Origin of the sequence: Bacillus sp. T3, from assembly GCF_033449965.1 — a bacterium.
GTDB lineage: Bacteria > Bacillota > Bacilli > Bacillales > Cytobacillaceae > Bacillus_BU.
The window spans coordinates 210,127-235,492 of record NZ_CP137761.1 but is presented as its reverse complement, the minus strand read 5'-3'; the positions used below and the strand labels follow the sequence as shown (position 1 = coordinate 235,492).

20 protein-coding genes and 2 pseudogenes are annotated in these 25,366 nt (G+C 37.5%); 14 read left to right on the top strand and 8 right to left on the bottom strand.

Translation table 11 applies throughout. The features are described from left to right. Positions 1-14: 14 nt before the first annotated feature. Together gntK and RGF10_RS01280 are read right to left on the bottom strand one after the other, a co-directional pair. Positions 15-1,559 carry a gluconokinase gene (gntK, locus tag RGF10_RS01285; RefSeq protein WP_318506577.1) on the bottom strand — a complete coding sequence of 515 codons (1,545 nt, stop codon included), beginning with the start codon at positions 1,557-1,559 and terminating at the stop codon, positions 15-17. A gap of 84 nt (positions 1,560-1,643) precedes the next feature. Then, positions 1,644-2,990, bottom strand: a complete 1,347-nt coding sequence (locus RGF10_RS01280; RefSeq protein WP_318506574.1) for a GntP family permease — start codon at positions 2,988-2,990, stop codon at positions 1,644-1,646. Positions 2,991-3,394: 404 nt separating this feature from the next. On the opposite strand from RGF10_RS01280, the gene RGF10_RS01275 reads away from it, so the two are divergent. After that, on the top strand, positions 3,395-4,249 hold the full coding sequence (locus RGF10_RS01275) for a MurR/RpiR family transcriptional regulator (RefSeq protein ID WP_318506572.1): 855 nt from the start codon (positions 3,395-3,397) through the stop codon (positions 4,247-4,249). A gap of 110 nt (positions 4,250-4,359) precedes the next feature. Here RGF10_RS01275 and bglA read toward each other — a convergent pair whose 3' ends face one another. Continuing rightward, positions 4,360-5,799: a 6-phospho-beta-glucosidase BglA gene (bglA, locus tag RGF10_RS01270; RefSeq protein WP_318506570.1), complete on the bottom strand. Its 1,440-nt coding sequence runs from the start codon at positions 5,797-5,799 to the stop codon at positions 4,360-4,362. Between the two features lie 249 nt (positions 5,800-6,048). Between bglA and RGF10_RS01265 the strand changes: the two are divergent. From RGF10_RS01265 to ahpF, 3 genes and pseudogenes are all read left to right on the top strand, one after another. Beyond that, a pseudogene (locus RGF10_RS01265) lies at positions 6,049-6,758 on the top strand (GntR family transcriptional regulator). A gap of 302 nt (positions 6,759-7,060) precedes the next feature. Then, positions 7,061-7,624 carry an alkyl hydroperoxide reductase subunit C gene (gene ahpC, locus RGF10_RS01260; protein WP_318506568.1) on the top strand — a complete coding sequence of 188 codons (564 nt, stop codon included), beginning with the start codon at positions 7,061-7,063 and terminating at the stop codon, positions 7,622-7,624. 14 nt (positions 7,625-7,638) lie between these two features. After that, positions 7,639-9,168: an alkyl hydroperoxide reductase subunit F gene (gene ahpF, locus RGF10_RS01255; protein WP_318506565.1), complete on the top strand. Its 1,530-nt coding sequence runs from the start codon at positions 7,639-7,641 to the stop codon at positions 9,166-9,168. A 195-nt stretch (positions 9,169-9,363) separates the two neighbouring features. Here ahpF and RGF10_RS01250 read toward each other — a convergent pair whose 3' ends face one another. The 5 genes and pseudogenes from RGF10_RS01250 to RGF10_RS01230 form a co-directional block, all read right to left on the bottom strand. Then, entirely contained in the window at positions 9,364-10,869 is a 1,506-nt protein-coding gene (locus tag RGF10_RS01250; protein ID WP_318506563.1) for a malate:quinone oxidoreductase, read from the bottom strand. Positions 10,870-11,366: 497 nt separating this feature from the next. After that, positions 11,367-12,731 carry a GntP family permease gene (locus tag RGF10_RS01245; RefSeq protein ID WP_318506560.1) on the bottom strand — a complete coding sequence of 455 codons (1,365 nt, stop codon included), beginning with the start codon at positions 12,729-12,731 and terminating at the stop codon, positions 11,367-11,369. A gap of 59 nt (positions 12,732-12,790) precedes the next feature. Beyond that, positions 12,791-14,223, bottom strand: a pseudogene (locus RGF10_RS01240) (four-carbon acid sugar kinase family protein). A 1-nt stretch (position 14,224) separates the two neighbouring features. Then, positions 14,225-15,118: a 2-hydroxy-3-oxopropionate reductase gene (gene garR / locus RGF10_RS01235; RefSeq protein ID WP_318506558.1), complete on the bottom strand. Its 894-nt coding sequence runs from the start codon at positions 15,116-15,118 to the stop codon at positions 14,225-14,227. Between the two features lie 335 nt (positions 15,119-15,453). Then, positions 15,454-16,017 (bottom strand): beta-class carbonic anhydrase, encoded by a 564-nt coding sequence (locus tag RGF10_RS01230; RefSeq protein WP_318506556.1) that lies wholly within the window; start codon positions 16,015-16,017, stop codon positions 15,454-15,456. A 344-nt stretch (positions 16,018-16,361) separates the two neighbouring features. Between RGF10_RS01230 and RGF10_RS01225 the strand changes: the two genes are divergently transcribed. The 10 genes from RGF10_RS01225 to RGF10_RS01180 all read left to right on the top strand — a co-directional run bounded on the left by RGF10_RS01225 (position 16,362) and on the right by RGF10_RS01180 (position 24,977). Beyond that, on the top strand, positions 16,362-16,997 hold the full coding sequence (locus RGF10_RS01225; protein WP_318506555.1) for a GntR family transcriptional regulator: 636 nt from the start codon (positions 16,362-16,364) through the stop codon (positions 16,995-16,997). A gap of 317 nt (positions 16,998-17,314) precedes the next feature. Continuing rightward, positions 17,315-17,479 (top strand): hypothetical protein, encoded by a 165-nt coding sequence (locus RGF10_RS01220; protein WP_318506553.1) that lies wholly within the window; start codon positions 17,315-17,317, stop codon positions 17,477-17,479. Then, on the top strand, positions 17,448-17,951 hold the full coding sequence (locus RGF10_RS01215) for an oxygenase MpaB family protein (RefSeq protein ID WP_318506550.1): 504 nt from the start codon (positions 17,448-17,450) through the stop codon (positions 17,949-17,951). The genes RGF10_RS01220 and RGF10_RS01215 overlap by 32 nt, the downstream gene beginning before the upstream one ends. A 244-nt stretch (positions 17,952-18,195) precedes the next feature. Then, the gene (locus RGF10_RS01210) at positions 18,196-18,843 is read left to right on the top strand and encodes a YeeE/YedE thiosulfate transporter family protein (RefSeq protein ID WP_318506548.1); all 648 of its coding nucleotides are present in this window, start codon (positions 18,196-18,198) and stop codon (positions 18,841-18,843) included. A gap of 115 nt (positions 18,844-18,958) precedes the next feature. Further along, positions 18,959-19,426, top strand: a complete 468-nt coding sequence (locus RGF10_RS01205; protein WP_318506546.1) for a YeeE/YedE thiosulfate transporter family protein — start codon at positions 18,959-18,961, stop codon at positions 19,424-19,426. 69 nt (positions 19,427-19,495) lie between these two features. After that, positions 19,496-19,684 carry a sulfurtransferase TusA family protein gene (locus RGF10_RS01200; RefSeq protein WP_318509286.1) on the top strand — a complete coding sequence of 63 codons (189 nt, stop codon included), beginning with the start codon at positions 19,496-19,498 and terminating at the stop codon, positions 19,682-19,684. A 49-nt stretch (positions 19,685-19,733) separates the two neighbouring features. Beyond that, on the top strand, positions 19,734-20,072 hold the full coding sequence (locus tag RGF10_RS01195) for a DsrE family protein (RefSeq protein WP_318506544.1): 339 nt from the start codon (positions 19,734-19,736) through the stop codon (positions 20,070-20,072). A gap of 371 nt (positions 20,073-20,443) precedes the next feature. Then, the gene (mprF, locus tag RGF10_RS01190; protein ID WP_318506542.1) at positions 20,444-22,993 is read left to right on the top strand and encodes a bifunctional lysylphosphatidylglycerol flippase/synthetase MprF; all 2,550 of its coding nucleotides are present in this window, start codon (positions 20,444-20,446) and stop codon (positions 22,991-22,993) included. Positions 22,994-23,287: 294 nt separating this feature from the next. Further along, positions 23,288-23,743, top strand: a complete 456-nt coding sequence (locus RGF10_RS01185; RefSeq protein WP_318506539.1) for a staygreen family protein — start codon at positions 23,288-23,290, stop codon at positions 23,741-23,743. 265 nt (positions 23,744-24,008) lie between these two features. After that, positions 24,009-24,977: an endonuclease/exonuclease/phosphatase family protein gene (locus RGF10_RS01180; RefSeq protein ID WP_318506537.1), complete on the top strand. Its 969-nt coding sequence runs from the start codon at positions 24,009-24,011 to the stop codon at positions 24,975-24,977. Positions 24,978-25,366: the final 389 nt, after the last annotated feature.

Below are 25,366 nucleotides of genomic sequence, written 5' to 3'. Positions count from 1 at the left end.
AATCTCCCCTATTGTTAGCCTAATTGTTTTCTTTGAAATTCTGCAATTGCCTGATATTCGTTTTCTAATACACGTGAAATGCGGATATAGATTGGAATTAAATCCTCATAAATATCAACATTCTCTTTTATAGGTACGTGGCGATGAGTTGAGCCTACAAGGTTTTCCATAATATCAAACGAATCAATCTTACCTAAAGCATACAAACCAAGGACTGCTGCTCCTAAACAAGAGCTCTCAAAGCTTTCTGGTACAACAACTTCTTGACCAACAATATCAGCCATCATTTGTCTCCATAATGGGGATCGTGCGAATCCTCCAGTAGCTTGAATTTTTTTAGGCGTACCGATTAATTCCTGAAGTGCTAATTGAACCGTATATAGATTCAAAATGACACCTTCTAAAACAGCCCGAATCATATGCTCTTTTTTATGATGTAAACCTAAACCGAAGAAAGAACCGCGTGCATCAGAATTCCATAGTGGTGCGCGTTCTCCCGCTAAATACGGGTGGAAAATCAATCCATCTGCGCCAGGTGCAACTCGGTCTGCAATCTTCGTTAGCACTTCATAAGGATCGATACCAAGTCTTGCAGCCGTCTCAACCTCAGATGCCGCAAACTCATCACGTACCCAACGAAATGTCATTCCTCCATTATTAACAGGACCACCAATCACCCAATGCTTATCTGTTAAGGCGTAACAAAATATCCTCCCCTTTGGATCTGTTACAGGTTTTTCAGCAATGGTTCGAATCGCTCCACTGGTGCCAATCGTGACGGCTACAACACCAGGATCAATTGCATTTACTCCTAAATTAGACAACACACCGTCACTAGCACCAACAACAAAAGGCGTTGATGGTGGAATATTCATTTCCATTGCAAATGCTTCATTAAGGTCCGTTAAATAATAAGTCGTTGGTACGATTTCAGATAGTTGATCAGGTGTAATACCTGCAACTTCCAAAGCCTCTTTATCCCAATCTAAATTATTTAAATTAAACATACCTGTTGCAGATGCAATCGAATAATCAATCACGTAACGATTGAAAAATTTATAAAAAACATATTCCTTTATCCCAATAAACTTATATGTTTTCGAAAATATTTCACTTTGTTCGTTGCGAAGCCACATTACTTTCGGTAGTGGTGACATTGGATGAATTGGAGTACCCGTTCGTTGGTAGATCTCCAACCCATTCATTTCCTTATTGATTAAATCAGCCCATTTCTTACTTCTGCTATCCGCCCAAGTGATTGAATTCGTTAAGGGCTTTCCTTCTTGATCGACAGCTATAACACTATGCATTGCTGAACTAAAAGAAACCAATGATAGCTTTACTGGATCTATTGCAGCAGCTTTTACTGTTTCCTTAATAACGGTCATCACTGATTTGAAAATTTGATCAGGGTCCTGCTCTGCAACTGAAGGAATTGGACTATGCAAAGGATATCCTACCGTATAGGTTGTAACAACTTCTCCAGTTTCCTTGTATAGTACCGCCTTTGTGCTTGTTGTCCCGATGTCAACTCCTAGCATGTATAATGATTCAGACATTCACAAACACCCTTTCCTATTTGTTTTGGAATAGGTGAGAATTCCCACCCATTCCGCTTTTTTTAACTAGATGAAGCTGAAAACCTATACAAACAAACTTAGTAATAAGATAAACCCTAATCCAGCTACAGAAATAATCGTCTCAAGCAAGGTCCATGTCGCAAAGGTTTCCTTCATCGATAAACCAAAGTACTCTTTAAACATCCAGAAACCAGCATCATTTACGTGTGAAGCAATTAAGCTTCCTGCACCTGTTGCGAGCACCACTAAAGCCAGGTTAACATCTGAATGGCCGAGCATTGGGATTACCAAACCAGCCGTTGTTAATGCTGCGACAGTGGCAGACCCTAATGAAATACGTAGAATTGCTGCAATAATCCAAGCAAGTAGGATCGGTGATAAAGACGTTCCTTTGAATAATTCAGCGACATAATCACCAACGCCGCCGTTAATTAATACTTGCTTGAAGGCACCGCCGCCGCCAATGATTAGCAGCATCATCCCAATATGAGTAATCGCCGTTGTACAAGATTCCATCACGGTTTTGATTGGGATTTTTCTAGCCAAGCCCATGGTATAGACTGCAACCATTAGGGAGATCAACATCGAAGTACCCGCATCTCCGATAAATCGAATCACAGCTAGGAAACTATTATCTTCAAACCCAATTGTTTTTTGAAGCAACGTAATAATTGTGGCAATCGACATTAAAATAACAGGAAGTAATGCCGTAAAAACACTGATTCCAAAGCCTGGAGTTTCTTCAAGCTTGAAAGTTTTTTGATCTCCTAAAGAAGCGATACTGCCTGTCTTGGTAAACGATGCAGGAACAAGCTTTTTCGCGATCTTCGTAAAGACTGGCCCAGCTAGAAAAACAGTTGGAACAGCAATAATGAAACCATAAAGTAAAACTTCGCCAATGTTTGCGCCATACTCCCCAGCGATCACCGTTGGTCCTGGGTGTGGCGGTAAGAAGCCGTGTGTGACAGATAAGGCAGCTGTCATCGGAATCCCAAGGTACAAAATTGAAATCTTTAATTCTTTTGAAATCGCAAATACGATCGGAATCAACAATACTAGACCTACTTCAAAAAATAGAGCAATTCCAATAATGAATGAAGCAGCCACAACCGCCCATTGAATATTTTTCTCGCCGAATTTATTTACTAGCGTCATCGCAATTCGTTGTGCACCGCCAGAATCAGCGATTAGTTTTCCTAGCATCGCACCAAGTCCAAAGATTAAGGCTAAGTGTCCGAGCGTTCCGCCTAGTCCTGCTTCAATGGTCTTAACAACTTCCTCTAATGGCATCCCCAGTGCTAAAGCAACGCCAAACGAAACGATAATGAGTGAAATAAACGTATTGAGTTTTAGACCCATGATTAATAGTAAAAGTGCAATTATTCCAATTGCCACAATGATTAACGGCATCGTCATTCCTCCAAATCATAAAAAATAGCTTGGACTTCCCATCCCATACTCATAAACTAAGTCATTTAGTAAAACCAGCATATGAGCACTACATAAGTAAACTTGAAAATTGCCATCATAATAAGATACTTTAAACTTGCTACTGAAAAGCTTGACGATCACTTTTTAAGACCATTGATTTTTAAATTTGAATGTACAGAAACACTCCTTTATAAGGTAAAATTTTTCATAGAGTTTCGCAATGAAAAAATATTTCTTCATAAACGGAGTATATCAAAAAATATTTCTTTTTAAATACAATACACAATTTATTCACATTTTTCAATGAAACGGTTTACACAATTTGTACACAATTTGTAATATCAATTCTTATATAATAAAGGGAAGAAAGTGGGGAATTAAAAATGGTAGAGCAAAACAGTTGTTTATCTACGATAAAATTTATTTATAACGACCTAAGTGAGAAAGATAAATTAATTGCAGATTATATTCTCAATGATCCTAACAAAGTTGTTCATGGGACAATTTATCAAATCGCTGAGGAATTAAGTGTGGCTGAAGCAACTGTCTTTCGCTTTTGTAAGAGATTAGGCTTCAAAGGATATCAGGCAATGAAAATTGCGCTTGCATCTGAAATAGTAAATCCTACCATACATGATTTTTATGATGCGATTGAGGAATCTGATGATGAGGCCGAGGTCGTTCAGAAAGTTTTTCGTTTTAATATAAAAACCTTAGAAGATACTTTAAGGATTCTAGACAAGGACAAGCTGATAAATGCAGTAAATGCTATGAAAGAGGCCAAGAGAATTGATTTTTATGGGAGTGGTGGATCTGGGACGATTGCCCTAGACGCGTACCATAAATTTGTTCGCACTGGTGTTACAACAAATGCATATTTAGATACTCATTTTCAAATAATGGCTGCTTCCCAATTAAAAAAGGGAGACGTAGCTGTCTTGATCTCTCATTCTGGAGTAAATAAAGATATACTCGATATTCTTGAAATTGCAAAGGAAAATGGCGCGAAAACAATCGGTATTACTAGCTTCGCTAAAACACCATTATCACAACAGGTTGACATTCCGCTTTATACAGTTTCCGAGGAGACAGAATATCGTTCGGAAGCACTTGCTTCGCGCTTAGCTCAGCTAACGATTATCGATGCCCTGTTTGTAAACTTTATGAAGGCACGGAAAGAAGAAACTCAAGTTGCTTTACAAAAAATCAGAAAAGCCATTTCTATGAAAAAGCTTTAAGAGAATAATAAAAAACAACCTCATTAGGTCTGATTTAGGACCCAATGAGGTTGTTTTTAGTCGCGATAAATCACCAATGTGGAGTTCGCCGCTTATGTTTTGGGGTTATATTATAATTCTTCACCATTTGTTTCAATTACGTTTTTATACCAGTTAAAAGAATCCTTCTTATAGCGCTTCATTGATCCATTTCCTTCATTATCACGGTCAACATAGATCATGCCATAGCGTTTTTTCATTTCGCCTGTTGTGAACGACACAATATCAATGATTCCCCATGGCGTATAGCCCATTAAATCAACACCATCGTAATTTACAGCTTGTTCTACTGCTTCAATATGTGATTTTAAATATTGAATTCTTTCTGGGTCATGAATAGAACCGTCTTCTTCAACCGTATCCACTGCGCCAAATCCGTTTTCAACGATAAATAACGGAATTTGATAGCGATCATAGAAACGGTTTAATGTATAGCGCAGCCCAGTTGGGTCAATCGCCCAGCCCCAGTCACTTGACTTGATGTACGGATTCTCCACACCATTAGGTAGTGCACCATTAACGATATCTCCTCTATTATCCTTTACAACATCACTTTTAACAGTTGTAGACATGTAATAGCTGAAGCCTAAATAATCAACAGTACCGTTTCTTAAGATTTCATCATCGCCTTCTTCGAACTTGATATTGTACCCTTCACGTTCAAATTCCTTTAACGCGTAGCTTGGATAATAACCGCGAACATGGACATCAGCAAAGAAGTAGCGCTGTCTCATTTCTTCTTCAGCAAGCATTACGTCCTCAGGATTACATGAAAACGGATAAATTGGCACATGTGAAACCATCGCCCCAATTTGGAATTCAGGGTTAATTTCTTTTCCTTTTGCTACAGCTAATGCACTTGCGACTAATTCGTGATGACCTGCTTGGTACATAACTTCTTTCGCATTTTCGCCCTCTTCTATCGTAACACCAGAATTTGTCCACAAGAATAATGGATTATTAACATCCATTTGGTTATTGATTTCGTTAAATGTCATCCAGTATTTCACTTTATCTTTATATCTGTTGAAGCAAGCTTCAGCAAATTTCGCGAAAAAGTCTACCACTTTTCTATTTTTAAAACCGCCATATTCTCTTGCCAAATGTAACGGCATTTCGAAGTGAGATAATGTAATAACAGGTTCAATTCCATACTTTAGTAATTCATCAAATACATCATCATAAAATTGTAAGCCTTCTTCGCATGGCTCTGCTTCGTCTCCATTTGGGAAAATTCTGCTCCAACCGATCGATGTCCGTAAACATTTCAGTCCCATTTCCGCAAATAATGCGATATCCTCTTTATATTTATGATAGAAATCAATTGCTTCGTGGTTCGGATAAAATTCATTTGCTTCGACTGTTTCTGTTAGTCTTCTAGGTACACCGTGGGCACCAGCGGTTAAGACATCAACGACACTTGGTCCTTTACCCCCTTGATTCCAACCACCTTCAAATTGGTGAGCAGCTAAGGCACCGCCCCATAAAAAATCCTTTGGTAATTTTGCCATTTTCATTTCCTCCTTATTTCACGACTGTTACTATTTTTGATTTAAGGTAATACCCTTAATAAGTTTTACAATATCTAAACTTTAAATCCCTTTCTGATGATAATACGCTTTCATCAGATTATGGTTATATTATAATTGTACCGGTATAATTTATCAATACGTGGATAAAATAATTATTTAGCAATAAAAACAAAAATCGGTTTATGCTATAATTTTGATATAAAAGTCAATAATTAATGAGGAATGAAAATGTTAAAATACCAACAAATCGCATCAGAAATTGAAAAGTATATAGAAGAGAATGACCTTCAGCAAGGTGTTAAGCTACCCGTTTTAGAGGCATTAATGACACAATTTGAAGTGAGCAAGAGCACGATTACGAAAGCATTAGAATTGTTGGAGAAAAAGGAGTCGTATTCCAGGTTAGAGGCAGTGGAATTTTTGTAAGAAGACATAAACGCAAAGGTTATATTAGCCTCCTTTCAAATCAGGGGTTTAAAAAGGATCTTGAGGATTTTCAATTAACATCAAAAGTAATTGAACTTGATGTTAGACAACCAACACTTGATGCCGCGGAAAATTTAAACATTGGTTCAAATGACGAAGTCTATTATGTAAAACGAGTTCGCTATATTAACGGGCAAACGTTGTGCTTTGAAGAATCCTATTATAATAAATCGATCATTACTTATTTAAATAAAGAAATTGTTTCAGAATCAATCTTTCATTATATTCGGGATGGATTAGGCTTAAAGGTTGGTTTTTCCGATTTATTTCTTCATGTAAATAAACTAAATGCGGAAGAAGCAGAGTATTTGGGGTTGGAAAAAGGAGATCCAAAGTTTTATGTAGAGAGCATTTTCCATTTAACCAATGGACAACCATTCAATTTCTCAAAAATCACTTATAACTATCAACAATCCCAATTCTTCATTCAGTCAAATAGTGGATTGTTATAAAATAGGCATTCACGGATGCCTTTCCCCTAATAATAAAATAGTGAAGTTTCAGTTGGAAAAAGTCGGTAATCTACCGGCTTTTTATTCATAGATTCTACTTATTCATTTATTATTTTTGAAGAAATGTATAAACCCTTTAAAAACAAAACAAGCTAATTATAGGTAAAACCCCTTGACAAAATACATAGTACTATATAATAATTAATATCGAATTATAATTATTATAATTTATTTAATAGCGGGTCACTTACCATGGCAAGCTATAACTCAATTTATACACAATCTAAGGAGGAAAATACACTATGTCACTAATTGGAAAAGAAGTACAATCATTCTCAGCAAAAGCATTTCATAACGGTGAGTTTATCGATGTTTCTGAACAAAACTTTAAAGGTAAATGGAGTGTAGTTTGCTTCTACCCTGCAGATTTTACCTTCGTATGTCCAACTGAGCTTGAAGATTTGCAAAACCAATACGCAACCTTAAAGGAACTTGGGGTTGAAGTATATTCTGTTTCTACAGATACTCATTTTACACATAAAGCATGGCATGATCATTCAGAAGCTATTAGCAAAATTGAATATATTATGGTCGGTGACCCATCTCAAAAAATCTCTCGCATCTTTGATGTACTAAACGAAGATGAGGGTCTTGCTGATCGTGGTACTTTCATCATCGATCCAGATGGTGTTATTCAAACGGTTGAAATCAACGCTGGCGGCATCGGCCGTGATGCTAGCACAGTCGTAAACAAGATTAAGGCTGCACAATATGTTCGCAACAATCCAGGTGAAGTTTGCCCAGCAAAATGGGAAGAAGGATCTGCAACTCTTAAGCCTAGCCTTGATCTTGTAGGAAAGATTTAAGGGGACAATCCAACATGATATTAGATGCTGATATAAAAGCACAACTAGCCCAATATCTTCAATTAATGGAGGGCGATGTGCTTATAAAGGTTAGTGCTGGGTCTGATGAGGTTTCTCGTGACATGCTGGCTCTAATCGATGAATTAGCTACAATGTCCTCCCACATAAAAGTGGAGAACACGACATTGCCAAGAACTCCGAGCTTTAATGTCAATCGGATCGGCGAAGATACAGGAGTTACCTTCGCTGGTATCCCTCTTGGGCATGAATTTACATCTTTAGTATTGGCTCTTTTACAGGTTAGTGGAAGAGCACCAAAGGTTGATCAGCAGACAATCGATCAAGTGAAAAGCATAAAAGGTGATTATCACTTTGAATCCTACATTAGCTTAACCTGCCACAATTGTCCTGATGTTGTGCAAGCGCTGAATTTAATGACTATTCTCAACCCTAATATTACACATACGATGATTGATGGTGCAGCATTTAAAAAAGAAGTAGAAAGTAAAGATATCCTAGCTGTACCAACTGTTTACCTAAATGGTGAAGCCTTTGGCAGCGGCCGAATGACACTTGAAGAAATCCTCGCCAAGATGGGAAGCGGCCAGGATGCCTCAGAGCTTTCTGATAAAGAGCCATTTGATGTGCTTGTTGTTGGTGGTGGACCAGCTGGTGCAAGTGCAGCCATCTATGCAGCACGTAAAGGCATCCGCACAGGTATTGTCGCTGAACGATTCGGCGGTCAGATAATGGATACCATGGCGATTGAGAATTTCATCAGTATGACCTATACTGAAGGTCCTAAGCTTGCTGCAAGTCTAGAAGAGCATGTCAAAGAGTATGACATCGATGTCATGAACTTACAGCGTGCCAAGCGTTTAGAGAAGAAAGACCTTATCGAAGTGGAACTGGAAAACGGCGCTGTTCTCAAGAGCAAAACCGTTATCCTATCAACCGGGGCACGCTGGCGTAATGTAGGCGTTCCAGGTGAAGCTGAATTCAAAAACAAAGGCGTTGCCTATTGCCCTCATTGTGATGGGCCTTTGTTTGAAGGCAAGGACGTTGCGGTGATTGGCGGCGGAAATTCCGGAATTGAGGCAGCCATTGATCTTGCTGGTATTGTGAAACATGTAACAGTGCTTGAGTTCATGCCAGAATTGAAAGCTGATGCCGTCCTTCAAGAGCGTCTTTACAGTCTTCCTAACGTAACCGTCCATAAAAACGTTCAAACGAAAGAAATCACTGGAACTGACAAAGTAAACGGTATTTCTTATGTTGATCGTGAGACAGGAGAAGAACATCACACTGAACTGCAGGGTGTATTTGTTCAAATCGGTCTTGTTCCTAATACAGATTGGTTAGGAGACACAATTGAACGTACACGCATCGGCGAAATCGTTGTTGATAAACGTGGCCTTACAAGTATTCCTGGAGTATACGCTGCAGGGGATTGTACCGATAGTCCATACAAGCAAATCATTATCTCAATGGGATCAGGTGCCACAGCAGCTTTAGGTGCATTCGATTACCTGATTCGTAATTAAATTTAACTAATAGAACCCGTGATAATGTATTTTAACGGTTCTAATTTTTAAAGACGCTTTGCTTTTAAATAGTAAAGCGTCTTTCATTTTTTATTATCTCTCGAAACGAACTCTTTTCATAAAAAAAAGCAGTGACATTTTCCATTCACTGCTTCATTAATATATATTAATATAATACGACTTTCGGATAATAACTTAAGAAACCGTAGCCAGTTCTTTGCTTGCTAAGCCAAGTGTCTCCGCAGTTGAAGTATGAATTTCCTTTAGGAGATCTGGGTTCTCCATAAGGGACATTCCATAAGAAGGAATCATTTCTTTGATTTTGGCTTCCCATTCATTCATATATTGCGGGAAACATTTCTTGATTACCTGAAGCATTACGTGAACAGCAGTAGAAGCACCCGGTGAAGCTCCTAGTAATGCCGCGATTGATCCATCCGCCGCACTAATCACTTCCGTACCAAATTGAAGCGTCCCTTTACCGCCTGCCTCTGTATCTTTAATAACTTGCACACGTTGGCCTGCTACCACTAAGCCCCAATCCTCAGATTTCGCGTTCGGTATGAACTCGCGTAGCTCTTCCATGCGCTGTTCTTTCGATAACATAACTTGTTGAATCAAGTATTTTGTTAAAGTCATCTCCTTGGCGCCCGCCGCCAACATCGTTAAGAGATTATTCGGTTTAATGGAAGTTACTAAATCCAGCATTGAGCCAGTTTTTAGGAATTTTGGTGAGAATCCGGCAAATGGTCCAAATAGCAACGATTTTTTATTATCGATAAATCTTGTGTCAAGATGAGGCACAGACATTGGTGGAGCACCAACCTTTGCTTTGCCATAAACTTTTGCATGATGCTGCTCGACAACCTCTGGATTATTACACACCATAAAGATTCCGCTTACTGGGAATCCACCAATATGTTTACTTTCAGGAATACCTGATTTTTGCAGTAAATGCAGGCTTCCACCTCCGCCTCCAATAAAGACGAACTTTGCAGTATGGTGCTCTACGCCACCGCTTTCGAGATTCTTCACTTTCAATTCCCATGAGCCATCGCTAGTACGTTTCATATTCTCAACACTATGTTCGTACTTGATATCGACGTTTTTAGTTTTTAAATGGTCAAACAACATGCGTGTTAAAGCACCAAAATTGACATCCGTTCCAGAGTCGATTTTGGTTGCCGCTATCGCTTCATTAGATGGACGACCTTCCATAATAAGCGGTATCCATTCCATTAGTTTTTCTGGGTTATCGGAAAATTCCATCCCTTGAAATAACGGATTATTTGAAAGCGCTTCATAACGCTTCTTTAAAAACTCAACATTCTTTTCCCCTTGGACCATACTCATATGTGGTAATGGCATGATAAATTCCTGCGGATTACGAATCAGATTACTTTTTACTAGATAAGACCAAAACTGCATTGAAACCTGAAACTGTTCATTAATATTAATAGCTTTCGTAATATCTATAGATCCGTCCGGTTTTTCGTTGGTGTAGTTAAGCTCACACAGTGCCGCATGTCCAGTTCCGGCATTATTCCATTCGTTAGAGCTTTCCTCTCCCGCATTTGCGAGCTTCTCAAACACTGTAATTTCCCAGTCAGGCACTAACTCTTTCAGCAGTGATCCCAAAGTTGCACTCATGATTCCGGCACCAATTAAGATAACGTCTGTTTTAGTTTGTCTGTCGCTCATTTTAACCTTCCTTATCCCCTAAGTTTGCAGAAAGAATGTAGACGCTCTTGGTAGGCGCCATTCCAAGCCAGGGCGCTACCTAGTCACACATTATTTCTGGATCAATAATAACCTGATTAATTAGTAACACTATTATTTAATAGTATAACACTATTCATTAATAGTGTAACACCATTTTTTAGAAAATTAAAATATTTATTTATTATTATATGATAATTTTAAATTATTTAAAAGCGAGAAGAAGTGAGAACTCTTTCCATAAAGAAAACTAAGGTTTTACCCTTACTCCTTGCAAGAGTTAAAGGCCTTAGTTTTATAGAAGAAATAACAAAGCCCTGAGCTTTTTAAGATAAGCTCAGGGCTACTTCATTTGCCATGTTAAAATGGTCTGTTGCTTTCCGCTCCAGGTGCTCCCTTTCCGCGGGGGAGTCTCGCACCTTCCGCTTCAATCAACAGATTGCTCAAAATCAAAAACGTTTTTTAACATAGCCTTTTCATTAAATAAATATGTCGAGCAATAATACCATTCCAAATGCAACAAATGAAAGGATTGTTTCCATAACGGTCCATGTTTTTAACGTATCCTGCACGGACATGTTAAAGAATTCTTTTATTAGCCAAAATCCTGAATCGTTCACGTGAGATAGCATGATGGAGCCTGCACCTACTGAAAGCACTAGTAATTCAGGGCTTACTCCAGGCATTGTTGCTGCAATTGGGGCTGCGATTCCAGCAGCAGTTGTCATTGCAACTGTTGCGGATCCAACCGCCGCTCTAATCAACCCAGCAATAAGAAATGCTAATACGATAGGAGAAAGATTTGCATCCGAAGCAAACTGGGCAATCGCTTCGCCAACCCCGCTCGCTGTTAACACTTTATTGAAACCGCCGCCTGCACCAATTAAAAGCACGATTGATGCTACTGGTCCTAGACATTCATTCGTGTATTTCAAAATATCTTTTCCATTAAAACCTCGGGCAAACCCAAAGGAATAAAATGAGAAGATAAGAGATAATAAAAGTGCAACTACTGGACTACCTATAAAATCAACTACTTGGCGGAATGAATTTTCTGCCGGATAATTTAAATCTACAATGGTTGCTGTCAACATTAACAAAACTGGAAGCAAGATTGTAAAAATAGTAATCCCGAATCCTGGTAAATCTTCTTCTTTTCGCTGCGTCTTTGTAAATTGAGCGACGAGGTCACCTGATGGCTCGACTTTTATTCTTTTTGCAATAAATGAACCATAAAGTGGACCTGCTACTGCTGCCGCAGGTAATGCAACAAACATCGCTAAGAAAATGGTTTTACCTAAGTCTGCTTCGAATATACCAACCGCTAGCATTGCTGCAGGGTGTGGAGGGACAAGACTATGAACTACTGCTAAACCGGCAACAAGAGAAAGACCAATTTTAAGTAAAGGTGTTCCTGTATGTTTTGCGATAACGAAAACGAGTGGTATTAATAGTACAACTCCAACCTGGAAAAAGACAGGTATACCACAGATCAAAGCGACAACCATCATAGCCCAGTGAACATTCTTTTCCCCAAATACTTTTACTAATGTTCGGGCAACCCGCTCTGCTCCGCCTGATTCTGCCATCATTTTCCCAAGCATCGTACCAAGGCCGAGGACAATTGAGATAAATCCTAAAACCCCTGCAACTCCTTCTTGAAACGAAGTCACTATATCAGGTAATTTCATCCCAGAAATTAAACCCATAAACAGTGCAGCTACGATTAATGCAACAAAAGGATTCGTATTAAACTTTGCAATTAAAACTATTAAACCCACAATAGCAATGATTGCATAGATTAGTAGACTCGTTTCATGTGACAATCCAAACAATGAATCCATGTTCTCTGCCCCCAGATGTAAGATTATTTTTTTAATGAAATGTTCAAAAGTTCAATGTCTTATTTATTTAGTAATTCAGCGACTTCTCTTAATGTATCCTTTGATCCAACGTTTCCAGGGAACACAACATAGGATATTCCAGGAATTTACTTTCGTTGCCTGTCATCCACACTGGAATACCTGGCTTTATTTGCCCCGCTACATTTGCTCTTTTTACCGCAAGCCCCTTCGTTCCGATATCACTTGATGTTATGCCCCCCTTGGCAATAACATAGCTAGGTCTTACCTCTAATCGTTTCACAATGCTTGTAACAGCATCGGAAATTTTCACTGAGAGCATTAACTCTTCTTCCTGCTTTCCTTCACCAAGATCCAGTCTTTCTCTTCTAGTGTAAACGGCTACATTTTTACCAGAACGAATCAGTGATTCACTAGTTTCAACAATTCGGTCAACTTCTGCTTTAAATTGTTCAGGTTGTAAAACTAGATGTGCGTCAAACTCCAAAAATTGGATTGAATCACATTTTTTTAGCTCTTCTAACTGCTCAGTCGTTTTTTTCACGTGAGAACCAACGATGATTAATCCGCCGTGATCTGATTCCTCTTTAATTAGCTCATCCCTTGTAAGTAACCCTTTATCGCTTACCCCGCCAATCACCTTAGTAAGGGCAGCTGCACTTCTGAACATGAAGTTTTTCCCAGCATTCATCGCATTGATAAGAGCGATCGTAAAGATTTTTATATCTACATAGTCAACAGCATTGACGACCACTTTATTAAAATCCTTTACACCAAGTAATTGATTTGTAATCGTGTCAATATCCAATGCCCGTAAACTTTCAAGTGTAATATAGACAGTATTTTCTGCTTTAAATTCACCTTTTGATTTTTCCTCTACCCATTCCCCTAAATGGGATTTGGTATAACCAAATGTTCTATCTTTAGCAAATTCAGTTTCACCTGCTGGCACTAAATAATCTTCATATTGTACATAGTGGATATTATCAATGGTAAAGCGTCCACCTTCTTTAAAAAATGGAACGATTACCTCTCCATCAAAGGTCATGTCCGATTTTGATTCAATCGTTTCCTTCAGCACCTTTGTTTCAAGCGGATAATGTCCTCTTAAAGTTGAATCACCCCGGCTAATAATAATAAATTCCTTGTTTAACTTTTTAGCGACTTCGTAAACGTTTGAAGCAATTTCGATATGAGTTTCTTTCGTTTCTGCCGACGTAAATCCTCTGGAATTGGTCAGCAAGAAAAACATGGAGTTGTCTTCGAGAAATCCCTGCTCAATACTCTCTAAAGACCAATCTGTATAAACAGAAATATCGTGAACGGTTTGTACGCCAGTCGGATCATCATCAAGAACGATGATTTTTTTGTTAAGCTTGGCTAATTCCTTTTCCAGCATTTCATCGACCGTTCTTAAATCCACAGTCGGAATCTTAGCAAAGGCTTCACTTACAAGACGTTTCTCATACCCCATGTTAATTTCCCCTTACTTCAACATTTGCAAGCTTTTCATAATATTGAACGATTCCACAATGGTCATCACTTGCTTTTCCATCAACCTTTAAAGCATGGAAGATTTCGAGCAGCTGGCTTGAAAGTGGTAATGGTACGCCAATACCATGGGCAGTTTCCATTACATTCGTAATATCTTTTAGATTGATATCAATTCGACCACCCGCAACAAAATTTCTTTCGAGTATCAAAGGAACCTTAGCATCTAGCACCGTACTTCCTGCAAGGCCCCCTCTAATGGCCTGGTACATTTTATTGATGTCAATTCCAGCCTTTGCAGCTAATACAAGCGCTTCTGACATAGCAGCAATATTTAAGTTAACAATTACTTGGTTTGCTAACTTTGCTGTTGTGCCACATCCATTGCCACCAACTAATGTAACTGCAGAACCCATTCCGTAAAGAACGTCCTTCACATCTTCAAAAACCTCTTCTTTACCGCCGACCATAATGGCTAATGTACCATCAATCGCTTTTGGTTCGCCTCCACTTACTGGTGCATCAAGCATTTCAATCCCTTTTTTCTCTAGTTCGCTTGCAATTTCTCTAGATACAACAGGAGTAATCGAACTCATATCAATCACGACTGTACCTTCTTTTGCCGTCTTAATAATTCCATTTTCCCCCAAGACCACTTCTCTTACGTGCTTATTAGCAGGTAACATCGTAATGATAATGTCACTTCTGTCACCGACTTCAAGTGGCGAATTAGCAGCCATTGCCCCTGCTTGTACTAAAGACTCCACTGCATCTTTATTAATATCAAAAACTACTAAACTATATCCCGACTTGATCAAATGTAATGCCATCGGTTTCCCCATGATCCCTAAGCCAATAAAACCAATTTTCTTTGTCATTGTTCTTCCCCCGGAATGTATTTTTTTAAAACAAAAGAATGCATCCGCTTACAAAAATCGTTATGAAAATTCAACCTCGATAACCTCCGCGTTGCATCCGCTTACATAAAATTGAAACCCAAAACCTCATGTATACATTTTGTGTATAATTTGTATACATTTTTTATTGTTTTGTATACATTTTATAATATTGCTTCTTTACATAAATGTCTAGATGTTTTTTTGAAATAAAGTTTGTTTATATAAACTTTAGAAATATTAAAAAATGGTGGATTAAAAAAATTGCACAAAACTCAGGAAATTTATCAATTAGCATGTCTAAATTTTTTGATATACTAGACTTGGTACCCGTTCACTATGGTATCAAGCTGTCCTGTTTTTGGATCAATTACTAATCCGTGAACAGTTACATCCTTTGGTATTAAAGGATGCTTACGAATAGTTGCTACACTATGCTTCACACTGTCTTTAACACAATCAAAGCCCCGTAAAAACTTTTCAATATTTATCCCAGAATCATGCAGGAGCTCTAATTTTTCCTGACTTATACCGCGTTCTTTCATTTTTGTTATGGTATTCTCTGCTTTTAAGTTGGACATACCGCAATCGTAGTGACCTACAACACATACCTCGTTTGCTCCAAGCTCATAAATTGCAACAAGAATACTTCTCATAATGCTTCCAAACTGATGCGACACCAGTGCACCGGCAGTTTTAATGATTTTGAAATCACCATTCCCCACATTCATCGCCCTTGGTAACAATTCCACTAAACGAGTATCCATGCAAGTAAGAATAACGAGCCTTTTATGTGGAAACTTATCCGTTTTGAAATTTTCATATTCTCTATCTTCTACAAACTTCTCATTATAAGTTAAAATTTCATCTAAAAGTTTCACACAACTCCCCCTTATCAACGAATCATTCACTAAAAAATTCATATGTTTTTATAAAAATTGGATCCTCTTAGCGGTATCTTACTTTAGTTGTAAATACAACTGTTTTTAAAAAATTATTTTGTATACGCTTACATATTTTAATAAAAAAAATAAAGAAATCTTTAAAGGTAGCCTCATACAACACCAAAAAGGTATACGGCATTAATTACAATGTATACAATTCTTATGTTTTTGTATACATTTTATGATATTTCCTTTTTTTCGAAATGTCTAGTATATTTTTTTTCAAAAAAAAGTTTGTTATGATGGAACTTAGATATATGGGTTCTGAAGAGGTGAACAACTTGCCAAATAATAATAAAAAACACAGTCCGGCCTATCTTCAATCTTATGAAATCCTGCGTGACAAAATTTTGAATGGAGAGCTTCCTAGTGGCACAAAAATTGTTGAGGAAAAAGTCGCCGAAGAATTAGGGATGAGTCGAACTCCGGCTCGAGAATCGATTAAAAAGCTGGAGAATGAGGGACTAATCGTAAAAAAGAAAGTTGTAAGTCCAACCGAGGCTGATTTACGAAATATGTTTCAGGTCCGAATACTGCTGGAAGGTTACTCAGCAAAATGTGCTGCAACCTATCTACCAGAAAACGAACTGAGCTCTTTATGGGAATGCGTAGAGAATGGACGGAAGGAAAATATCGACGAGATTATGAAAGCGAACGAACTGTTCCATGAAATCATTGTTAATGCCAGTAATAACCGTGTCATGATTGATATTATTGACAAAATGTCATCCATTATCTATCTTTTTCGACGAACAGTCGTTTACTACAATCGCCCTTTCCTAATTGATGAACATGAAGAGATATACCATGCAATTAGGGAGCGTGATGGCCAAAAGGCAGAACGTCTAATGCAACAGCATCTTCAAACTGATCTGGATTTTTGGCTGCACCTAATAAACAATAATAAGGGAAAATGAAGGAAGCCTTAATTGTTTGCTTTTATTAATTACAAGGTTGGAGAAAAAATAGCTCTTCTGTATTTACAGAAAGGCTATTTTTTTATTTATCATTTGAGACGTATTATTGATCTATCTACATACGATAACTAAGCAAAACCATAAAAATATACCGCAAAAATATTACTCTATCGAATCTAAAAATGAACTAAATTCTTAAATTTTCCGACTATGAATGAAAAGGTATCGCATCCAACATGTTTTTATATTAGTAGGAATATAAATATAAAATGCTTCATTTCTTTTTATCTACCAGATAATTGTCAAAGGGGGAAAAGATGTTATATACAGACAAGTTTTTAGAGAAGTTACGGATGGAAGGCGATCCAGTACCGGACAAAATAATTGAAGAATTGTTCAAGAAAAGTCAGGTTGGCTCCGTAAATCATTTATTAAAACAATTAATGTACAATGACCAAGAATATCCTGGAAGAATTACCTGATACGATCGAATTTTGGCTTAAGGATACAGCTAATTGCCCAGAAAACGTGGACTTGGCCAGAATAAGAAACGCAACCGATTTATTTCAGGAACATGGTATTGCCATTACCTTCTTATTATCAACATCCTCACTAGTGAATTGTTACGCAGCACGTACAGGTGTGAAGGTCCTTACATTCAGTTATCGTTTAGGTCAAAATGCATACCGCAGGATAGCAGAAACAGGTCAATTTGTTCTTCATGTCATGGCACCAGGGGGACTTGAACCCGAGGGACAAGGAATCAAAGCCATTCAAAAAGTCCGTTTAATGCATTCATCTATTCGGCATTTGGTTCAAAAGACCGGCAGATGGAATGAAAAAGAAAATGGCATCCCTATCTGTCAGGAAGATCTGCTTGGTACCCTCTTAACCTTTTCCATTGTCATTATAAATGGGCTTCGCCATTTGGGTAATCCCTTACTCCCTCAATAATTATTAAGAAAGACCGTTATCCATTTGTATTAAAAGAAATAACCCGGATTCACATCTGGCACAAGAGAACCAACTCGGTTCTAAATATCTAATATTTAAATACTTTTTAATCTATCTTATCGATAAATTGAATTGAGTTGCAACCAAATAACCTTTATATTTGTAAATGAAACTCTTAGGATGCCTGGATATCTCCGGGCTTTTTTACTTTTGGATAATTCCAAAGAAGGAGGAGCTATATTTAATGAATCTTTATCAAAAAATTTTCAAGGAATATTGGAATCCCTATATAGCCATCAGTATTGCAGGTCTGGTCAGTGCATTGTATTTCGGGATTACAGGTACAGTTTGGGCCGTTACGGGGGAATTCACCAGATTAGGCGGGCATATCTTACAATGGTTCGGTGTCGATGTATCGCAATGGGCGTATTTTCAGCTTGTAGGCCTCGAGGGCTCTCCTATCAGCAGGACCGATGGCTGGATTGTCATTGGAATGCTTGTTGGTGCGTTGATCACGATTTTACTAAGCAACAGTTTTAAAATCCGCATACCGAAACAAAAGCGACGATTAATCCAAGGATTTATTGGCGGAATCATTGCAGGTTTTGGGGCTCGGCTTGCCCTAGGGTGCAATTTGGCTGCCTTTTTCACAGGTGTACCTCAATTCTCGTTCCATTCCTGGATTTTTATGTTGACCACTGCCATTGGAACCTACTTTGGTGTCAAAGTCGTAAATACGAAATGGTGGCGGGGAAAACCTGGCACTGATGAAAGGCTCGATGAATCCAGCTATCACCCAGCATGTCCAAAAAAAGAATATCCAGCCGATCTTAGGGCTGATTTTTGTCTTCCTGTATCTCGCTCTTGTAGTTTACTTTTTCGCAACAGATAAATCACTTCTCGCGGTTGCTTGTATAGCAGGAGCCCTGTTTGGGATTCTTATTGAACGGGGGCAAATTTGTTTCACTTCCGCTTTCCGCGATCTATGGATCAGCGGCCGGGCTCTAATGTCCAAAGCGCTTGCTATTGGGATGATGATCAGTGTAGTGGTCACATTTATTTATATTCAAAACGGTTCTGTCGCCCTTATCAAAATGGCTGCTCCGAGCACAGCGATTGGCGGTCTTCTCTTTGGCTTTGGGATTGTTCTTGCCGGCGGTTGTGAAACGGGCATGATGTATCGGGCAATGGAAGGCCAATTGTTATTCTGGGTAGTTGGCGCAGGAAATATTGTCGGTGCTACTGCTCTTGCCTATGGCTGGGATCACCTCGGCATCTATCATGCCCTTGCAGAAAATTGGCCGAAAGTGAACTTGATCGAGCAATGGGGATCTATGGGAGCTTTGTTCGGAACGATTGCCATGCTGGCTGCTTGGTTCTTACTATCAAATTGGTGGGAAAAACGGTTCCGTTATGGAACAGGAATCAAACATCAAAAAAACGAACGGATTTCTCCCGTTACAAAGGAGGTATAATTCATGTCCCAAATAATCGATGTCAACTACACGTTAGACATTCGCGGCGAGCCATGACCATACCCTGTCATTTATGCGCTGGATGCGCTTAAAACGATGAAAATCGGGGAAGTCTTACTAGTTATCGCTGACTGTCCACAATCCTTTCGAAGTGTCCCGGAAGAAGCCGTAAAACATGGCTACCAGCTCTTGACTAAACCGAAAAAGGTTGGGCAGGATATTTATTTTTATATTAAAGTAGTAAATAGTACCCTATAAGGAAGACAAAAAAGGCTTTTTGCATGATTAAACTAGTGAGGTGAAGAAATTGAAAAACAAAGTAATTTTACTTGCTTCAGATCAACTTGGCAAAGGAGAAACAGCACTTGGCGAAGGAATATTAGAAACCTTCTTCACTATTCTTAAGCAAAAAGAAGATCTGCCAGCGGCTATTTTTTGTATGAACCGCGGTGTGTTTACCTTAACGGAAAACTCACTTGTTTCTCTTCAATTAAAAGAACTGGAAGAAAAGGGTATGGACGTTCTTGCTTGCAAAACATGTGTCGATTATTATGAGCTAAATGATCAGCTTGTAGCTGGAAAAATCAGCGGGATGGACCATTTTATTGAGTTAGCCTCAAAATATGAAGTCATTACATTATCTTAGTTGCTAAGAGGATTTTATTCTGGTTTCTTTCACTCATTGAACAAGATTTGAACAATGGTGATAGTTAACAATTAGTCGCTATATTATAATACACTAGCTTTCGGTTAACCAGTTAAGCAACGCCAACCAATCAAAAAGACTGCTGAGGAATCACTCTGGCAGTCTTTAGTTTTTTAAACTTTAAATCCATATTTCACAAAACACGGGGACGGTTCCGCCATTTCACTCTATGTCTCAGGAAAACGGTAGAACCGCCCCCGTGTTTTCTTGACAAATACAAAAGTGAAAAGTACGATTCACTTATCATGATTTAGGGTTATTGGTTAAAATTGTCAAATAGTCAAAACAGCATTAGGGGAGGAATATTCAAATTGAGTAAACATTATTTAAAAGAAAAAACAGTTCAATTTTTGAAAATTATTTTTCCTCTAATATTATTAGTCCTTGCAACAATTGAAATAAAAAAATTTGCAATGGACCTTAACATTCAATTGCTCCAACATGAAATAGGTCAAGTACCGATAGCAACATTAGTCTTTGTCCTACTAATTACCATTGGATCCATTTTCCCTATGTTTTTTTATGATGCAGTTATCATAAAAATATTGGGAATTAAGATACCAAAAAAGCACCTTATTAAGCAAGCACTCATCGTCAATTCCTTTTCAAATTTGATTGGTTTCGGTGGTATTATCGGAGTAATGCTTAGAACGTATTTCTATCAAAAAGATGAGTTTGGGAAAGGGAATTTATTAAGAACCATTGCTATTGTTTCTTTATTTCTCCTTACGGGTATTTCCTTACTTTCCTGGATTACCATTGTGGGATATAGAAATATTCCCCTGTTAGTACATACTAAATGGCTTTATTTGGCTGTTATTGGCGTTGCATTGTACCTCCCTACTTTGATGATCATTACTTTATGGAGAGAGAAAAAGAATCCTGATCCATCTATCACAATAAAAGTGAAATGTTTGCTTATTTTCGTTTCTGTCCTGGAATGGTCAGCTGTCTTATTAGTTTTTTGGCTTTTAAAATCTGTTTTGAGTATCTCCATTCCTTTTGGAGATTTATTTGCTATTTTTACCGTTGCTGCATGTGCTGGAATTGTAAGCTTAATCCCAGGAGGTCTAGGTTCCTTTGACCTCGTTTTTATATGGGGGGTAGATTATTTAGGCATTCAGGATGAGAAAGTTGTTGTGCTGCTTTTGCTATATCGCATAGGCTATTTCATTATTCCATTTCTTGTAGGAGCTTTCCTTTTTATTAAAGCCTATTGGGAAAAGTGGAATAACACTTGGGGTAATTTGCCAAATGTATTTGTACAACATATCAGCCATTGGATGTTAACCATTTTGATATTTATTTCCGGGTTAATTTTGCTTCTTTCTGCCGCTTTGCCAGGTATTATTGAAAGGTTAAAAGTTGCTGAAGACATTTTTTCTCTCACTATAATGAGTTTATCTCATCAACTTTCAGTTGCAACAGGCTTTATTCTTCTTGGATTATCAAGGGGAATTCAATACAAAGTAAAACGCGCTTATTATCTCACAATTATAGTCCTATCCTTTGCTGCTTTATTTTCTCTTTCCAAAGGATTCGACTATGAAGAAGCCATCTTTTTACTCGTAGTCGCTTTGTTGCTTCGATTATCCAAAGCTCGATTCTATCGGGAAGGCTATGTATTGACTTGGGGGAAGATGATCTTTGATATTTTCATCATTCTCATCATTACACTTATGTATCTATTGATTGGGTATTTTAATTTGCCTACATCAAAATTCAGTATTCCAACAAAGTTTTTGCCATATATCATTACTGATTACCATGACTTGTTTTATAGTGCTTTCATCGGGCTGATAATAGCCATCTTTATTTATTGTATTGGTAATTTTGTGGGAAAATCCCAAAAATGGCCAATGGAGACATCAAGAAATCAGGAGGAAAAAATTTACGAACACATCAATAAATATAAGGGAAATGTATTAACACATTTAATCTTTTTGCATGATAAGTATGTTTTCTGGAATAGTAAAGACAATGTTTTATTTCCATTCCAAAAATATGCGGACAAAATTGTGGTGCTTGGCGACCTTACTGGGGAGAAATCAGAGTTTCCACATGCTATTGAGGAATTCCTAACCATTTCCGATTTATATGGGTATACGCCTATTTTTTATGAGAGTAGTAATGACATGCTTCCAATTCTTCACGAAAATGGTTTCGACTTTTTTAAACTTGGAGAGGAGGCATTTGTCAATTTGGAGAATTTCTCCCTATCTGGTAAAAAGATGAAGGTAATGAGGGCCAACAAAAATAAATTTGAGCGGGAAAATTTTATTTTTGAAATCATTAAACCTCCATTAAGTGATGATTTACTTCAAAAACTTAAAACAGTATCAAATGAGTGGCTTGCAGGTAGGAGGGAAAAGGGATTTTCACTCGGCTTTTTCGATGAGGCGTATCTTAATAGATCTGAAATAGCCATTTTGAAAAACATAAATGAGGATGTTATTGGCTTTGCCAGTCTAATGCCTGTTTATGATAATAATCAAACCATTTCCGTGGACTTAATGCGCTTCATACCTAGTTCGCCTTCAGGAACAATGGACTTTATATTTCTTTCGTTATTTGAATGGGCTAAAGAAAAAGGATATAACCAATTTAATTTAGGAATGGCCCCACTTTCCAATGTTGGGCTGTCTAAATATTCATTTTTTAGTGAAAAGGTAGCTGCCCAAATTTATTTACATGGACAAGTTTTCTATCACTTTCAAGGCTTAAGGAAATTTAAGGAAAAATATAATGTTACTACATGGGTACCCAAATACCTTGCCTATAGGAAAAGGACCTCATTGCCCATCACAATGGCACAAGTAACTATTTTGATTGGAAAAGGCAAAGACATTAAGAAAAATTAAGACTGTACACTCTATTTCTCCAAAAAACGGAACAACGAACAGTTAAGCCAAAAATATCACATTTTTATTGAAAATTAGTATTTAGGGGCTATTATGCCTTCCTTTATAAAAAACCCAAATACTTATGGTACGGTTCACCGCACCTACTTAAGCAGCAGTTTTTAATATAAAATATTAAACTATAAAAAGTGAAGCAATAGATACAGTTGGCTATAACCGAAACATAAGGCTTTTACGAATGAATAAATTTACAATTGCATATTTATAAAAAAACAGCCCATTGGAGTTGATTGTTTGAGCAATTTCAATCCGGAAAAACTATTTGTAACATATACCAGTGGTGTTACTGCTACGGAACCTGTTATTCCAAGACGTTACACACTCACTCACTCTGATTTTACTGGAGAACTTTTTTTAACCATTGGAACTTATTATGCCTGGGGAAATATCAATCCTAAGAGAGATGAAGTATTAGGCGAATGGAAACAAAATGGGAGTTGCTTATACTATTATGTTTATATATATATAGATCAAGGGGAATATAACGTAAATGTATCAGCACAACGCAATAAAATATTTAGACGTGAATTACCACTTGCATTAACAGCTATTCGATACGGTGATCGGTTTTTATTCGATGCATATCCTTATCTAGATCAATCTTTAATAATCATTAACTTTATATCCACCTATCCTCAATTTGCTAAACAAGAAAGTTGGGGGACTTTCCACCATTATTCATACAAATAATGATCTAAGATTGTATGTCACCACATATCAGAGTTGCCTTCTCCACCAACAACCTACATTCTTCTTATAATTTACTTCAAAACAAAAAACTCATTTTGTAGTTCATTTATAGGAAGAAGAAGGTACTAAATCAATACCTTCTTCTTTCAAAAACTTTCTCTATTTATGATAACTGAATTATTATGACTATTAGTAATGGACGATCATACAAGCACAAAGCCGAAATCTACATATATATAAACATGAAAAAAGGAGGTGAATTGTATTGTCTTCACATAAAAATATAACAATCATGACATGGAATATCTATTTTGGAGCAGACTTAACGCCTGGATTAGGAACCACTTCAACGGAACTTCCACAACGTGTCACAGAAATTTTTAGACAGTTCCAAGCAACAAATTTTCCGGTACGGGCTAAGGCTATTGCTGATCAAATTGCTAGAAAAAAACCAGACATAATAGGTCTTCAAGAAGCAGCTATATGGGAACTTCTGTTACCTCATAATTCTAAAGTAGTAGTAGAATATGATTTTATTTCCATCCTTCTTAAGGAGTTAGAAAAAAGAGGATTGCATTATCAAGTATTAGCAGAAACTAGAAATACTGATGTGACGGTACCAAGTAGCACCAGGTTCAATGTTCGATTTCTAGATCGGGATGTGATTTTGGTACAAAAAAAACCAGGTTTAAGGTTCTCAAATATTCAATCAAAGAATTTTCAAGCTAGGTTACCCGTTCCAGTTGGAGGTCAGTCTGTACCGATCATCAGTGGATGGGCGTCTGTTGATGTAAATTTATTCGGAATGAAATTTAGACTTGTTAATACTCATTTACAACCTTTTTCAGACCCCGCTTCACTTCAAGTACATCTCGCTCAAGCAGAAGAACTTCTAACGGGCCCAGCTGCTACTGAACTTCCTTTAGTATTCATTGGTGATTTCAACTCTCCTTCTGACGGCACTGGCATTGCTTACAACAATTTTATTCATGCTGGATTTAATGACGCATGGAGGATTGCAGGAAAAGGCGACGGATTAACATGTTGCCAGGATGCTGATTTATTAAATTTGATCTCACAGCTATTTGTTAGAATAGACTTAATTCTCTTTCGAGGTAATTTCAGTGTTAAAAAAGTAAAAGTTATTGGAGAAGAGCAAGAGGATCGTACATCAACGGCACTTTGGCCTTCTGACCATGCCGGAGTTGCAGCCATTCTTACTTTGCATAACTAATCCTTTATTGCTAATGGACGTAAAATAATCTTTACGTTAACGACTAAAAACTTATCGTTCTATTCGTCATCAGCAAGAATTTTATACAAGCCAAAAATGGACAAGTTTCTATTCGTAACTTGTCCATTTTCGGCTTCAATTGTTTAAAAAACAAAAAAACTCATTTGCTTATAGTACGGGTCACCCACCAACTATACCAGCAGTTTTACCAAATATCCCAAAAGAAATTTATCAATCAATATTCACCCTTTATAAATTAGAACAACGCCATCAAAAAAGCCGTTCTATACGATTGGCCTTATCATAAATGAATTCTTTTGCCATTTCCCTTTTTTCTAATTCTAGCAAGCTACTTAAGGGCTAATCCTCTAAATACATAGGAAAATTGT

Coding starts and splice junctions, on each gene's coding strand:
- RGF10_RS01275 (WP_318506572.1), top strand. CDS start 3,395: ATGGTAGAGCAAAACAGTTGTTTATCTACGATAAAATTTATTTATAAC.
- RGF10_RS01250 (WP_318506563.1), bottom strand. CDS start 10,869: ATGAGCGACAGACAAACTAAAACAGACGTTATCTTAATTGGTGCCGGA.
- bglA (WP_318506570.1), bottom strand. CDS start 5,799: ATGGCAAAATTACCAAAGGATTTTTTATGGGGCGGTGCCTTAGCTGCT.
- RGF10_RS01220 (WP_318506553.1), top strand. CDS start 17,315: ATGTTATATACAGACAAGTTTTTAGAGAAGTTACGGATGGAAGGCGAT.
- RGF10_RS01205 (WP_318506546.1), top strand. CDS start 18,959: ATGTCCAAAGCGCTTGCTATTGGGATGATGATCAGTGTAGTGGTCACA.
- RGF10_RS01245 (WP_318506560.1), bottom strand. CDS start 12,731: ATGGATTCATTGTTTGGATTGTCACATGAAACGAGTCTACTAATCTAT.
- gntK (WP_318506577.1), bottom strand. CDS start 1,559: ATGTCTGAATCATTATACATGCTAGGAGTTGACATCGGGACAACAAGC.
- ahpC (WP_318506568.1), top strand. CDS start 7,061: ATGTCACTAATTGGAAAAGAAGTACAATCATTCTCAGCAAAAGCATTT.
- ahpF (WP_318506565.1), top strand. CDS start 7,639: ATGATATTAGATGCTGATATAAAAGCACAACTAGCCCAATATCTTCAA.
- RGF10_RS01215 (WP_318506550.1), top strand. CDS start 17,448: ATGACCAAGAATATCCTGGAAGAATTACCTGATACGATCGAATTTTGG.
- garR (WP_318506558.1), bottom strand. CDS start 15,118: ATGACAAAGAAAATTGGTTTTATTGGCTTAGGGATCATGGGGAAACCG.
- RGF10_RS01280 (WP_318506574.1), bottom strand. CDS start 2,990: ATGCCGTTAATCATTGTGGCAATTGGAATAATTGCACTTTTACTATTA.
- RGF10_RS01210 (WP_318506548.1), top strand. CDS start 18,196: ATGAATCTTTATCAAAAAATTTTCAAGGAATATTGGAATCCCTATATA.